The following is a 14,229-nucleotide window of genomic DNA, read 5'->3' as shown; positions in this document are numbered from 1 at the left end:
GGAGGATAATACAATGAGTAATTTGGACCAATCGTCCAATTCCAAAGGTGGGCTACGGGTAGGTGTTCAGCGTTTTGGCCGATTCCTGAGTGGTATGGTCATGCCAAATATGGGAGCGTTCATCGCCTGGGGATTAATTACAGCTCTGTTCATTCCAACAGGCTGGTTCCCTAACGAGACGCTTGCACAGCTAGTCGATCCGATGATCAAATATTTGCTGCCACTGTTAATTGGTTACACCGGGGGTACGATGGTGCATGGTCAGCGTGGTGGTGTCGTGGGTGCCATTATGACCATCGGGGTCATCGTGGGTAGTGATATTCCGATGTTCCTCGGTGCCATGATTGCCGGACCACTGGCAGCATGGATCATTAAAAAGTTTGATAAATCCATTGAAGGTAAAGTTAAAGCCGGATTTGAAATGCTTGTTAACAACTTCTCAGCCGGTATTATTGGTGGGATATTGGGGATTTTTGCGCTACTGGGCATCGGGCCTGCTGTAGAAGCGATTAGCAAAGTATTATCTGCCGGGGTACAAGGCTTAATGAATCTTGGTTTGCTGCCGCTGGTCAACCTAATCATTGAACCAGGTAAAGTATTGTTCCTGAACAATGCAATCAACCACGGGATTCTTACACCAATTGCAACAGATCAAGCGAGAGAATTAGGGAAATCCGTATTATACATGCTTGAATCAAACCCGGGTCCGGGACTTGGTATCTTACTTGCTTACTGTTTCTTCGGACGCGGAATGGCCAAATCTTCTGCACCGGGTGCCGTAATCATTCATTTCTTCGGGGGAATTCATGAGATCTACTTCCCTTACATTCTGATGAGACCGATTCTGATTCTTGCCGCAATTGCGGGTGGCGTCGCAGGTACATTAACATTCATGCTCACCGGAGCAGGACTTGTTTCAGCACCATCACCGGGTAGTATTATCGCGTATTTCTTCTTAACACCAAAAGGTGGATACCTACCGATGTTCGCAGGGGTGCTTGTAGCAGCCGTCGTTTCTTTCCTGGTTGCAGCAGTGTTGCTGAAAACGGGTAAACAAAAGGACGAAGATCTGGAGTCCGCATCCAGTCGGATGAAAGACATGAAGAGTCAAGGAACCCTGCCAAACGCTGGTATTACGGCTAATCAACGTGAAGCAGACAGAGCCGCAGATATGGCTTCTTCTACCGTCAAAACAGACGTGAAGAAAATTGTCTTCTCCTGTGATGCAGGCATGGGGTCAAGTGCCATGGGTGCTTCCATTCTACGCAAGAAGATGAAGGCAGAGGGGATTGACGTTACGGTGACCAATACGGCTATCAGTGATATCCCGCCGGATGCAGACGTGGTGATCACACAACAAGTATTGACCGATCGTGCCCGCTCCGTTGCGCCGAACGCAGAACATATATCCATCGACAACTTCCTAAAAAGCCCGGAATACGATGCGCTCGTTGAACGTCTGAAGTAATTGCACGCATTTGTTTTCCCTGAGCCGGAGGCTGAGATATGAGTATTACCAAAAGACAACGTGAAATCGTGGAGTTCCTGCTGGAGCATCCACATGAAGTAACTGCCGGCGAAATCGCCGTTGAAGTAAAGGTCAGTACCCGAACGGTTCACCGGGAGCTGCAAATGATTGAACAATGGCTTGAACCTTTGGGTATGAAGCTGGAAAAAAAATCAGGAACCGGTATCCGAATCGATGCCGGTTCCGATGATCTGGCTGTATTGCGCCAGCAACTAGAGGGTAAAGAATATGTAGAGTTTACGCCAGAAGAGCGTAAGCTCTTCATGCTTTGCATCCTGCTGGATGAACCGGAGCCTGTAAAGTTACTCGCCTTGGCTTCGGATCTGAAAGTGACCGTATCCACCGTAACCACTGATCTGGACGATCTGGAGTCACGAATTCGTCAGGCGGGACTAAAGCTGGTTCGCAGACGAGGATATGGCGTCAAGATTAACGGAAGTGAGACGATTCATCGCACAGCCATAGCTGCACTTGCTCTGGAATTTCTGGATGAGTCCGACCTGTTCGGAAGACAGCCAGAACAGGGAGGCTCCATCGTAAACCAAAAATTGTTGGATATGATTGGACACGGTGATGTGCTTACGGTCGAAAATGCATTATGGCAACCAGACATCGAATGGCTGGAGAACATCCCGGAACGCCAATACATGAAGTTGCTGATTCAATTATCCGTAGCGGTTGTACGTATTCGTAAAGGCTCTGGCATTGGCCGTATACCTCCCCTGGAGAACAATGGAGATGAAGTCGCAGAGCAGGATGAGATGAAGGTTCCACCTTATATGGCTTCCCGCTTGTGTGGTGTGTTATCGACCCAGCTGGGGCTGACATTCTCCCAAGATGAGCAAGCTTATTTTCACAGACTATTAGTTGAGACAGAGCAGCGGATTCATTCTTCGCGGCTGTTGCCAATAGACGATTTGATTTTACTGGACAGGGTACATTCACTGATTGATCAGATGCAGGCGAGAACGCATTACGCCTTTCATGAGGATCGTTTGCTTCGTGAAGGTCTGCTTGGTCATATGCAACCTGTCATGGAGCGAATTGAAGGACAACAGATGATTCGTAACCCGCTACTGCAGCAGATTCGCAAGGATTATGATTCCCTCTTCGAAGAGGTCAAACAATCCGTGCATCAAGCTTGGCCAGGTACAGACGTTCCGGATGAAGAAATTGGTTTCCTGGTCATGCATTTTGGGGCTTCCATCGAGAGGTTACGTGCATTGAAACGGGAGATCAGGGCGATCATCGTGTGTACAAGCGGAATCGGCTCATCACGTATGCTCTCCAGCCGACTGTCCAAGGAGATTCCCGAGATTCGGATCATGGATAGCGTGTCCTGGTATGAAGCTGCCCGGATGCCTACAGATCAATATGATCTGGTGTTATCCACTGTTGATCTGCCGATGGATGAGCATCAGTATTACAAAGTGAGTCCACTGCTTACGGCAGAAGAGAGCGAACGTCTGCGTCATTTTATCCGAACAACAACATTACAACGACAGCATAATAAACCCCGTGAAGCAGAGGTTCAGACGACAAGTCGTTACTCCGACCCGGATGGACTGGAAGCTATTTTAGTTGAAATCGTCCGAATTATTGGCAAGTTTCAGGTGTATCCGCTGGATAACCAAGATATCGGTTTCTATAAAACCGTATATGCGATGTGCAACGTACTCCATGGATCTGGTGTGCTGAAGGAACCGGGGGAGATCGCAAAACGGTTGGAGGCACGTGAAGCAGTGGGGAGTCAGAAGATTCCCGGTACAAGACTTGCGCTGTTTCATACACGCAGTGAGGGAATCTACAGGCCGTCCATTAGCTTGTTTCAGCTCACTGAGCCACTCCTCTGTACGCCGGATGATCCGGCAGGAGTTACCCATGTCCTCTTGATGCTTGGTCCCAGAGAATTATCCAAGGAAAGCCTGGAGGTTCTCAGTGAGATCAGCGCCCTGTTATTACAGGAAGAAATGATTACATTGCTGGAAAAAGGAATCAGGGATGAACTCATTCATTACCTGTCCCAGGAACTTGTTGGATTTTATCGCAGTAAAACCGAAATTGGAGGTCAACCATTATGAGTATGTTAACAACAGATAAAGTCATCATGAATGCGACGGCTCAGGACAAATACGAAGCGATTCGTATGGCAGGACAGATTCTGAAGGATGCGGGACATATTACCGCTGATTACATTGAGAAGATGATTGAACGTGAAGAGATTGTCTCGACCTATGTAGGGAACGGCCTGGCTATTCCGCATGGTACAAAGGAGTCCAAAGCTTTCATTTTATCCACAGGTATCTCTGTCATTCAGTATCCACAGGGTGTTGATTTTGGCGAAGAAAAGGCTTATATGGTCATTGGTATCGCGGCTCAAGGCGGGGAACATATGGAGATCTTGACTAGCATCGCGGTGATCTGTGCTGAGGATGAGAATATGGAGGCCTTGCGTCTGGCGAAAACAGCCGAAGAAGTTATAACTATTCTGGAAAGTGAAATGGAGCTATGAAGGCCCTACACTTTGGCGCAGGTAACATTGGACGCGGGTTTATCGGATTGATTCTCTCCCGTGCAGGGTATGAGGTGATTTTCTCCGACGTGAATCAGACCTTGGTAACGGCTCTCCAGCAACGGGGACAATATACGGTGGAACTGGCCAACGAGAGCAAGGATCAGGAGACCGTCACAGGTGTAAATGCAATCGATGGAACCCAGCTGGAGACGGTTGCCCAAACCGTGGTGGAAGCGGATCTGATTACAACCGCGGTGGGCGTAGGCGTGCTGAAACATATTGCACCAGGTATTGCAAGGGGACTTGAGAAAAGACTGAATTCGGGTCCGGTACAAAACCCGCTTCACATTATCGCTTGCGAGAACGCCATTGGAGCCAGTACGCAATTGAAAGAGCATGTATATGGTCTGCTCGATGAAAAGGTACGTTCCCTTGCAGATCAGTACATTTATTTTCCCGACTCGGCCGTAGACCGGATTGTACCTATTCAGCATCATGAAGATCCTCTTCATGTACAGGTGGAGCCTTTTTACGAGTGGGTGGTGGATCGTTCCCAGATGGCTCCTGCATTCAAACCGGTTGAGGGCATTGTATATGTCGATGATCTGGAGCCATATATCGAACGTAAACTGTTCACGGTTAATACAGGACACTGCGTTGCAGCATATATCGGTAATGTGCACGGGTATGACACGATTCAGAAGGCTATTGCTGATGAAAAGGTGAAATCCATTGTATACGGCGCTTTGCAGGAAACTGGAAAAGTTCTAGTGAAGCGTTTTGCATTCAACCCGGAAGAACATGAGCAGTATATTTTCAAAATATTGGGACGGTTTGTCAACCCGTACCTTACCGATGAGGTTACTCGTGTTGGTCGTTCCCCGCTGCGCAAGTTGTCTCCAAATGATCGTCTGGTTCGTCCGGCCCTTCAGGCCTATGCGGATGGAAGCGAAACAACTTATCTGGCTATGGGCATGGCAGCAGCCTGCAAGTTCGATGTCTCCGATGATCCGGAAGCAGTTGAACTGCAGGATATGATCCGCGAGAAGGGGATTACAGTTGCCCTCCACCATTATACGTCCATGGATGAGCAACATCCGGTGCTTGAACAGGCTGTTGCCCAGTATAACCAAATGTAAGAGTAGTGTTAGCCAGCTAATAGTATAGATGATGCATAATGAAGAAGAGCCATACAGTCGTTAACTGTGTGGCTCTTCTTTTGGTTGATGTTTATCGGCATAGTCATCCAAACAGCGTTGACATATGCACGATTTTCGGCGCTGCTCTGCCGGAATGCGGTCAAATACACCTTCGGGGAAAGTAGCCCGGTTACACCAGCATTCCGAATGGGGATGTCCTGCGGCATAGGAACAGCGATTAGCTTCCCCGCATAATGGGCAGACAAGAACATCGATATGGATGTGCTCTTGATCGTCTTGTTCTGCAGACATTCAGTTCTTCCCTCCCTGTGCAATAGCTACGAGCTGAAGTTAAACATACTGGTCCCAGTATAACAGAAATGTGTTGGTGATTATGGATTTCACTCTGTATATATGACTTCCAGTTCACCACATCTGTTTCTCCCATCGGCTATTCTTCAGGCGGTAATTCGATCTGTAGGCCTTCCACATGTTTGCGTCCCATCAACTTACGTTTCTTTCGATTTTCCTTTGTTTCTAGCACAATGTCCAAGTCATAATCGTCACCCGGATAAAGCTCATCGGCAGATATATGCAGGGTCAGGCGTTTCTTATGGATTTTTATTTTGCGTCCACGTAACATGACCCCGATATTTCCACGGCTATCCTCTACATCACAGACGATGCCCGACTGATTAAGATAGGCCGCATACACCCGATCTCCTTTGCGAAAAGTTTTGGCAGGAGCAGGAGAATCCGACTCTCTGGTTGTTGTCTTTTTGTTGAGACGGATTGGATCCTTTGACTGTTTCGACTGGTTCTTTCTGGATAACTCTGCTGGGCTGACTGATTCTGTACCAGAACGAGCAGGCGTCAGGGCCTTAGTTTCGGAAGGAGGTGACGTGAACCCTAATGTACGATCTCTCGAAATACTTTGATCGGACAGGGACTTGGAGCGCTCTATAATTCGCTGTGGCATGCCCAGCTTCAATGCAATGGAATAGGCGTAACTTTCACCAGCTTCTCCGATACGCAATCGATACAGCGGCTGGAGAGATACGGTATCAAATTCCATACGGGCATTTTCGAATCCTGGCGTGGCAGCTGCAAAATGTTTGATTTCACCAAAATGTGTTGTCGCCACAACGGTTGCTCCGCGGCTGTGAAGTTCCTCCAGCATGGCGATGGACAGTCCGACGCCTTCACCGGGATCTGTGCCGGAAGCCATCTCATCAATGAGCACCAGCGTCGAAGTATTGGCCTGTTCCAGTATGCCGATCATATTGCGAATGTGTGCAGAGAATGTACTGAGTGCTTGTTCCATACTCTGTCCGTCACCAATATCAACCGCTACCTCGTTATAAACAGCCATCTCGCCACCTTCCTCGACCGGAATAAGCAAACCGGATTGCATCATCAGGGTTAACAAACCAAGTGTTTTGAGTGCGACCGTTTTACCACCGGTATTCGGGCCCGTAATAATGAGCGACGAGTACGTTCTGCCGATGGCAAAATCGAGGGGAACCATAGAAGAACCCATGAACGGATGACGTGCACGTTGAAGGCTAATGTGGCCCTGAGTATTGACTCGAACGGTACGCCCATCCATGGTGGCCGCATATTTGGCTTTGGCAAACAGGAAGTCCAATACACCTACCGTTTCGGTGTTGAGGGCGATTTCACGGTTATACGATTCGGCCAGAGAGGTTAAATCACCGAGAATTCTCATCTCCTCTCGGGACTCCTCGGCTTGTAGAGCAGCCAATTCCATCTGCAGACTTACTAATTCAACGGGTTCAATATACACGGTTTGCCCGCTCCCCGATTCATCCAGCACACTGCCTTTCACCTGTTTGCGAAACTCTTTCTTAATGGGCAGCACCGTTCTTCCTCCCCGTTGGCTGATGACATGTTCCTGCATAATGGAGCGATGTTTACTCACCAGAGAATCAAGTTTTCGTTTCATGCGTTCCGCATTCACCGTTATTTTTTTACGAATACGAATCAGTTCCTTGCTCGCCTGATCCTGAATGCTTCCACTATGGATGCAGCGCTCAATCTCACTCAGCAAAGGTTCGATCATGATCATGGACGCTGCATAACGACTGACGGTGGGAGCGGCCCCGGATTTGCCCTCCATGTATTTCATGAGTTGTGCACAGCTCCGCAGGAACTGAGCGAGATGACTGAAGTCGCGTTCACTGAATAGATAACCGGTGCCAAGCAGATCCATAATGGTTTCCATTCCGTCGAGTGAAGGGAGGGGGATACTGGCCCCGAAGCGAATCAATGTAGCAGCTTCTGCTGTTTCTTCCAGGCGAATCTCGATCAGGTGAGCATCTACCATCGGTTTTAGTTCTCTCGCATAACGTTTGCCCAGATAAGACAGGGCGCAGTCTGCAACATTTTTTTGAATTTGTGGATAGCCCAAACTGTTTAATGTGTTCTCATTCATGCGTAATCTCTCCTTGAATTGGAATTGGAATTTCAGTTGACGCGCTGAAACATATTCCTGGAAAACGCAAAAAGGGCGGAGAATGAACAAACGTCATTCTCCGCCCTAAACGTATGGGAAAGCAAAGTCCACTACAGGTCTATATTAAAAAATCCGCGCTGAACTCAGCGCGGAAATAGACCCGGACAATTACGATCCCGGAGGCGATTTATGATATCCGCTGTTCTTAACTAAGTACAGGGATCTGGCGCATCATGAAATACACGTATGCCATATGGGCACAAGCGCAATGAAAGGCCAAACTCCTGAATATGAAACTTGGTTAGTTAAGAACATTCACCGACATTAAAAATCTCTCCTTTGATTGAGGAATATGCAACCAATATAAACTGGAAATTGGTTTGAAGTCAACCTTTAGAATAAATGAGTGGACTTGAATAAGAATGGGTTTTAAAATAACAATAGTAAATTAATCCAATGAAAGCGATTTATTTTAATAAACATACGTATAAAGGAGGATGCTCTTCTTGCCGAAGTATTTACTGCGTTTGCTCTGTTTTACCCTGATCCTCGGAGCCCTTCCGGTCATTGTTATTGGTTCGGTCTCGTATACGATTGCATCACGTGACATTGAACAGAAAGTGCGTGAGAGCAATCTTCAGATATTACATCAGACCCAAATGAGGGTAGAACAAGTTCTGCGTAGCCTGCAATTATCATCCATCCAGTATGTTAATTCGCCCCTGGTACTACAAGCGATGAAGAAACCACTAGACAGCAGCGAGTTTCAGGAGATTCGTGATCTAACCTCCGGTTTTAACAACTTGCAAGCGGTTACGAACATTGACCAAGCCTATCTGGTTAATCTGGATGAAGATTGGGTCGTTTCGATGCGTTCTTTTGGCAAATTGGATGATTTCAGCATTCGAGACCGAATTGGCTCCTACCTAAGTTATACCAACAGCCTGTTCTGGGTCACTCAGAATGCTAGTTCAGCCAAAGAAAGTGTACCTGTGTCAGCAGGTATGGGTGAACTAACACCCGAACAGGCACCTGCTCTTATATCATCGGATAATGTGGTCAGTATGGTATTCAAAATCCCGATGATACCAACCAATGTGAAACCAAAGGGATTTCTTGTAATTGATATCGCTGATACGGAACTGAGTACATACTTGAGCCGAAATACGAATTCTGGAGATATGTACGTTCTGGATCGGGAGCAGAAGTATTTTCTGAACGATATGCAGCAAGGCGGGAAATATGACGGGCTGAATAAGGAAATTCAGGAAATGGTGCAAACGACGGGCCAGCCAGAGGGTTTCTTCAGTGCGGAGGTGGAAGGTAATCAAGTGGCGGTTAGCTATAGACAATCTCCGCTCAATGGCTGGTTATACGTGTCCGTTGTATCTCTTGGACAGATCACGGCCCAGTCACAGAAAATTGCATTGGTTACTGGTATCGCTACACTGGTCATGTTATGTGTAACGGGATTGTTCGCCATATACGGCAGTCGGCGGATGTACTCACCAATCTCCAGACTGCTACAATTTACGAAGGGTTTGGATTCCCCAGTTGCCCCGTCAGGACGCCGTCAAGATGAATTTATCTATATTGAGGAGCAATTGTCAACCTTGTTCAGTTCGGAGAAAACGATGCGTGAGCAGATGAAGGGGCAGCATGTGCACCTCCAGGAGTTTTTTATGACCAAACTGCTGACAGGTAAAATCTCGGAAGAAGATTTCAGATATCAGGGAGAATTGTACGATTTCCCGACAGGCTGGGCGAGTCTTGGTGTACTCATGCTCCAGATCGATACCTTGGAAGGGACCCGATATGAGGAACAAGATCGCGATCTGCTGCTGTTTGCTGTCAATAATATGGTAGGTGAGCTCCTCCCTTCGGCAGTTCGGTTCACCCCAGTCATGCTGGATGATGCTCAGGTCACCGTTCTTGCCTCCGAACTCACGGATGAGGTGAAACTGAAGGAATGGATGCATACTCAGGCAGACTGGATTCGCGAACGTGTCGTGACCTACCTGAATCTGCCCGTAAGTATTGGCATCAGTCGTTCTTACGCTTGTATCGGAGATACGCCAAGAGCGGTTCAAGAGAGCCGAGAGGCTCTGCAGGGCCGGGTCAGTCTGGGCAGCCGTATTATTTTGCATTACGAGGATATTCAGCCACGTGGTCAGATGGAGGCCGCGTTGTATACCCAGTTACGTATGATCGAGGATCAGCTCGCGTCTGCGCTCAAGCAAGGAGATGAAGAGAAGACGGACGCCTACTTTAAGCAATATTTGGGGTTGCTTGCAGACAAAAAGCTTCATTTCAGTGAATACCCCGTCATTATGGTTCAGTTATTGTCTCGTGTATATCAGCTTGTGCAGGAGCAAGGTGGAGATGTAGCCGAAGTACTGGGTGAAAAAGCATCCATGTCACATTTGCTGAAGTTGTCCACATTGGACGAAATGACCAATTGGTTCCGCAAGCGGCTGTTCCTGCCCGTCATCCGTTTCTGGCGAGAGCAAGAAGAATCCCAATACATGAATATTGCGAGACGTATGATTCGTTTGATTGAGGAACGTTATGATCGTGAATTATCGCTGGAAGCCTGTGCCGCTGAGCTTAATTTTCACCCTGTTTACCTAAGTCGGGTATTCAAGAAGGAAGCAGGAGTCAATTTTACGGAATATCTCGCAGAGTATCGTATGGAAAAAGCAAAGACCTGGCTGCAAACAACAAATCTTAAAATATCGGAGATTGCCGAGAAATTAAACTATACCAACCCAACCGCATTTATCCGTACATTTCGCAAAATCACAGGAACCACCCCCGGCAAGTACCGGGAGCAGCAGCGATAAAACAAACCTGCTCTGCCCGCCATGGCAGGCAGGCTTTTTTATGTTTGGATGAAGGAAGAAGACCACTTTTCTCTATGAAGTTAAGACAGGAATATAGAGGTTGAAAGCAGTTCATTGCGCCTTTGAACTCTGTGATGTAAATGAGCTAAACCGTTGCTACATAAGGAAAAACAAAAGGCTAAAACGAGACGATAGCCAGTCATTCGTTTATCCTCCACAATGAAGACATGAATTCAGGAAGTGATATTTTGTAATCGTTTCCAATGTGGGGAGGAAGACAATATGAAAGCCGAAACGGCGGCTCGAACACGGCCCGCTACCCGCAGTGACAAAAACCTGCTGTGGAGGGACATTATCAAAAACCGGTGGCTGTATATCATGTTAATACCGGGTGTGCTTTACTTTGTTATTTTCAAATACATACCCATGTATGGCATCACGATGGCTTTTCAGGATTACACGCCTTACAAGGGCATCTTGGGAAGTGACTGGGTAGGGTTCAAACATTTCCAGCGTTTCTTCGGAGAACCGCAGTTCTGGACATTATTTCGGAATACATTTTTACTTGCCATTTATAACATTGTGTTCTTTTTCCCACTGCCGATTGTACTGGCACTCATGATGAATGAAGTTCGCCGTGAACGCTTCAAACGATTTGTACAAACTCTTGTTTATGTTCCACACTTTGTTTCCTGGGTTGTTGTTGTCGGTGTGTTCTACATGCTGTTCACAACTGAGGGTGGTGCGATTAATGAATTGCTCTATAACCTGACGGGCCAAAAAGTGGCGTTCCTGCTTGAACCCGGATGGTTCCGAACGATGATTGTCGGACAATCCATCTGGAAAGAAGTTGGTTGGGGCACAATTATCTTCCTGGCGGCGCTCTCCGGTGTTGATACACAGCTCTATGAAGCTGCACGGATTGATGGTGCCAATCGGTGGCGCCAAACCTGGCACATTACTCTACCGGCCATTCGCAGTACAATCGTCATTTTGCTCATTCTGCGTCTGGGCAATTTCCTGGATACAGGCTTTGAACAGATCTTCCTGATGCTAACTCCGACAAACCGGGATGTGGGCGAGGTGTTTGATACCTACGTGTACACGAAGGGGCTTACCCAGGCACAGTACAGTTATAGTGCTGCTGTCGGGTTGTTCAAATCGGTTGTCGGGCTGGCGCTTGTTCTTGGTGCCAATACGCTGGCCAAAAAATTCGGGGAGGAAGGCGTCTACTAACCCTCGGGAGCAGACGTTCTTCACCAGACAGGAGTGAACATTAAGATGCAACAGGATAAAACGTGGGGCAACCGGATCTTTGATTTTCTCAATCACGGCTTGCTGCTGTTGATTGGAATCGTGACGGTCATCCCGTTCATGTATATTTTGGCCGTCTCGTTTACCAGTCCGCATGAAGTGGCTAAGGGAGGATTCATTCTTTTTCCAAAAGAGTTCTCTCTGGCTGCGTACCGTTACATTTTCTCTACAGATACCTTGATTCGCAGTCTGGGTGTATCGGTCTATATTACCGTGATCGGTACCTTCATTAACCTGCTGTTTACATCACTTATGGCGTATCCGCTCTCCAGAAGATATTTGCGTGGACGCCAGCCCATTTTGCTGGGTGTATTGTTCACAATGCTCTTCAGTGGCGGGATGATTCCAACATACTTTGTCGTGAAATCCTTGCACCTGACGGATACGTTGTGGTCACTGATGTTACCTACTGCTATTAGTGCATTTAACTTGATTGTACTGAAAAACTTCTTCCAAGCCATTCCCGATGAACTGGAGGATGCAGCCAAAATTGATGGATGTAACGATGTCAGCGTATTGTTCCGGATTGTACTGCCGTTGTCCATGCCAGCCATGGCGACATTTTCACTCTTTTACGCGGTGGCTCACTGGAACAGTTTCTTCAGCGCTGTTATCTATATCAATGATAGTGAGAAGTGGCCTGTCCAAGTCTGGCTGCGTGAGATTGTCATTCTGGCACAGAGCCGAATTGGAGACACAAGTATCGAAGAGACCGAGATCCAGCCGCTTACCATTCGTATGGCCGTTATCGTATTCTCCACGATCCCGATTATGCTGGTATATCCATTCCTGCAAAAGCACTTTGCAAAAGGAGTGATGCTGGGTTCGGTGAAAGGTTGAGTCGGTACATGGTTCAAAGTCAGTTCAGTATGACTGCATAAAAAAAGGGAGGTTTTCATGTTATGAAAGCAACAAAAAAGAAAGCCGTAGCTGTCTTGAGCACACTGGCACTGGTGACAGGTTTGCTGGCAGGATGCGGATCAGACGAGGGTCAGGCTGCCGAGGGCGGCGTACAAAATGTGTCCATAGCCATTGCACAGGTTGGTGATGTGCCAAGCAAGGGCAATGAAATTCAGCAAAAGATTGAAGCGTATACCAATACCAAACTGGATATCCAGTGGATTCCGGCTTCGGCCTACAATGACAAAATTAACGTGATGATCGCTTCAAGCGATATGCCAAAAATTGTGAAGGTGCAATATAACCCAACGGTGACCAGCGCGATGCGTAATGACGTGTTTTGGGAAGTGGGGCCATTGCTGAAAGATTACAAAAATCTGTCGGCACAGAACGAGCGTTTTTTTGACAACATCAAGGTAGAGGGCAAAATCTACGGGGTTCCTGTTTTCTCCGATATTGCGCGGGCTACAGTGATCTATCGCAAGGACTGGTTCGAGAAGCTGAATCTCAAGGTGCCAGCCACACCGGATGAATGGTATGAAACGATCAAAACACTGGCAACCTCCGATCCGGATGGAGATGGTCAGGATAATACGTTTGGACTAATGCTTTTCAAAAAATATAATGAGGATCAATACTCCTTCACGACGCGCCTTGGCGTAAGTTTTGGTGCACCTAACAAGTGGAAGGTCGAAGATGATGGCAGCTTCACGCCGGAATTCATGACACCGGAATATATGCAGGTGCTGGATCTGCTGAAACGTTTGTACGATGAGAAACTGCTGAATCAAGATTTTGCCGTATTCGACTCTACGGAAGCGGAGAAAAAGTATGATTCCGGTGTTGTCGGTATCCGTGTTGGTGTTGCGCAGAACGGAAAAAGTCAGCAAGAGCGTCTGTCCAAAAACAATCCGGATGGTGTGGTAGACATCGCTGGTTTGCTTGGCGCGAACGGAGATCGTGTTGCAGGACAGACGGGTAACTCCGGGATTCTGGCATTCCCTAAATCAACGGTGAAATCGGAAGAAGAACTCAAAAACCTGCTCTCCTTCCTGGATAAACTGATGGACCCTGAGATGGCGACCCTGTTGATGCGTGGTATGGAAGACAAACATTACACCAAAGTGGGCGAAGATCAGGTGGAGATGAGTGACTTCGATGCATTCCAGCGTGAAGTGAAACCTTACCGTGACAACCTTCCTTATGTGGAAGGATATAACGTACCGAAATTGAAGGATACCGAACTTGGTGAAAAAGGTACTGCACTTGCTAAGGAACTGGCGGAGCACGCTGTGCCAAACCCTGCGCTGACGTTATATTCTCCAACGTATGGTGACCGTGGGGCAGACCTAGATCAGGTGATTGCCGATGCGCAAACCAAATACATTATGGGCAAGATCGATCAAAGTGGCTGGGAAAAGGAAATTGAGAATTGGGGCAATGCTGGTGGAAACAAGATTCGTGAGGAATATGCCGAAGATTACAAAAAACAGGCTCAATAAAGAGCCGGAAGC

Annotated in this window: 10 protein-coding genes; 8 read left to right on the top strand and 2 right to left on the bottom strand. The window is 47.4% G+C overall.

Annotated features, from left to right (window positions below; translation table 11 throughout):
* The first annotated feature begins 13 nt into the window (after nt 1-13).
* From MKY95_RS25950 to MKY95_RS25935, 4 genes are read left to right on the top strand one after another with little or no spacing between them, the layout of a single operon-like run.
* Complete coding sequence (locus tag MKY95_RS25950) at nt 14-1,468, top strand: PTS mannitol transporter subunit IICB (RefSeq protein WP_076319876.1); 1,455 nt, start codon at nt 14-16, stop codon at nt 1,466-1,468.
* Nucleotides 1,469-1,506: 38 nt separating this feature from the next.
* Nucleotides 1,507-3,609 (top strand): BglG family transcription antiterminator, encoded by a 2,103-nt coding sequence (locus MKY95_RS25945; RefSeq protein WP_339195105.1) that lies wholly within the window; start codon nt 1,507-1,509, stop codon nt 3,607-3,609.
* Nucleotides 3,606-4,040, top strand: coding sequence for a PTS sugar transporter subunit IIA (locus tag MKY95_RS25940; protein WP_101314543.1), 435 nt, complete (start codon nt 3,606-3,608; stop codon nt 4,038-4,040). The genes MKY95_RS25945 and MKY95_RS25940 overlap by 4 nt, the downstream gene beginning before the upstream one ends.
* Complete coding sequence (locus MKY95_RS25935; RefSeq protein WP_339195101.1) at nt 4,037-5,182, top strand: mannitol-1-phosphate 5-dehydrogenase; 1,146 nt, start codon at nt 4,037-4,039, stop codon at nt 5,180-5,182. The genes MKY95_RS25940 and MKY95_RS25935 overlap by 4 nt, the downstream gene beginning before the upstream one ends.
* A gap of 60 nt (nt 5,183-5,242) precedes the next feature.
* Here the strand turns inward: MKY95_RS25935 and MKY95_RS25930 are convergent, their stop codons facing one another.
* Both MKY95_RS25930 and MKY95_RS25925 read right to left on the bottom strand, forming a co-directional pair.
* Entirely contained in the window at nt 5,243-5,494 is a 252-nt protein-coding gene (locus MKY95_RS25930) for a cysteine-rich CWC family protein (RefSeq protein ID WP_074096180.1), read from the bottom strand.
* A 139-nt stretch (nt 5,495-5,633) separates the two neighbouring features.
* Entirely contained in the window at nt 5,634-7,637 is a 2,004-nt protein-coding gene (locus MKY95_RS25925) for a DNA mismatch repair protein MutS (RefSeq protein ID WP_339195098.1), read from the bottom strand.
* A 527-nt stretch (nt 7,638-8,164) separates the two neighbouring features.
* On the opposite strand from MKY95_RS25925, the gene MKY95_RS25920 reads away from it, so the two are divergent.
* The 4 genes from MKY95_RS25920 (at nt 8,165) to MKY95_RS25905 (ending at nt 14,217) form a co-directional block, all read left to right on the top strand.
* The gene (locus MKY95_RS25920; RefSeq protein ID WP_339195095.1) at nt 8,165-10,501 is read left to right on the top strand and encodes a helix-turn-helix domain-containing protein; all 2,337 of its coding nucleotides are present in this window, start codon (nt 8,165-8,167) and stop codon (nt 10,499-10,501) included.
* Nucleotides 10,502-10,783: 282 nt separating this feature from the next.
* On the top strand, nt 10,784-11,737 hold the full coding sequence (locus tag MKY95_RS25915; protein WP_017686861.1) for a sugar ABC transporter permease: 954 nt from the start codon (nt 10,784-10,786) through the stop codon (nt 11,735-11,737).
* A gap of 45 nt (nt 11,738-11,782) precedes the next feature.
* On the top strand, nt 11,783-12,655 hold the full coding sequence (locus MKY95_RS25910; protein WP_017686862.1) for a carbohydrate ABC transporter permease: 873 nt from the start codon (nt 11,783-11,785) through the stop codon (nt 12,653-12,655).
* A 62-nt stretch (nt 12,656-12,717) separates the two neighbouring features.
* The gene (locus tag MKY95_RS25905) at nt 12,718-14,217 is read left to right on the top strand and encodes an extracellular solute-binding protein (RefSeq protein WP_339195092.1); all 1,500 of its coding nucleotides are present in this window, start codon (nt 12,718-12,720) and stop codon (nt 14,215-14,217) included.
* Nucleotides 14,218-14,229: the final 12 nt, after the last annotated feature.

Source organism: Paenibacillus sp. FSL P4-0176, assembly GCF_037975265.1.
GTDB classification, from domain to species: Bacteria; Bacillota; Bacilli; order Paenibacillales; family Paenibacillaceae; genus Paenibacillus; species Paenibacillus amylolyticus.
The sequence above is the reverse complement of the archived record's forward strand: the minus strand, read 5'-3'. Positions and strand labels throughout refer to the sequence as shown.

Excerpts from the sequence above, each read along its gene's own strand:
- MKY95_RS25950 (WP_076319876.1), top strand. The coding sequence starts at position 14 with ATGAGTAATTTGGACCAATCGTCCAATTCCAAAGGTGGGCTACGGGTA.
- MKY95_RS25945 (WP_339195105.1), top strand. The coding sequence starts at position 1,507 with ATGAGTATTACCAAAAGACAACGTGAAATCGTGGAGTTCCTGCTGGAG.
- MKY95_RS25940 (WP_101314543.1), top strand. The coding sequence starts at position 3,606 with ATGAGTATGTTAACAACAGATAAAGTCATCATGAATGCGACGGCTCAG.
- MKY95_RS25935 (WP_339195101.1), top strand. The coding sequence starts at position 4,037 with ATGAAGGCCCTACACTTTGGCGCAGGTAACATTGGACGCGGGTTTATC.
- MKY95_RS25930 (WP_074096180.1), bottom strand. The coding sequence starts at position 5,494 with ATGTCTGCAGAACAAGACGATCAAGAGCACATCCATATCGATGTTCTT.
- MKY95_RS25925 (WP_339195098.1), bottom strand. The coding sequence starts at position 7,637 with ATGAATGAGAACACATTAAACAGTTTGGGCTATCCACAAATTCAAAAA.
- MKY95_RS25915 (WP_017686861.1), top strand. The coding sequence starts at position 10,784 with ATGAAAGCCGAAACGGCGGCTCGAACACGGCCCGCTACCCGCAGTGAC.
- MKY95_RS25910 (WP_017686862.1), top strand. The coding sequence starts at position 11,783 with ATGCAACAGGATAAAACGTGGGGCAACCGGATCTTTGATTTTCTCAAT.
- MKY95_RS25905 (WP_339195092.1), top strand. The coding sequence starts at position 12,718 with ATGAAAGCAACAAAAAAGAAAGCCGTAGCTGTCTTGAGCACACTGGCA.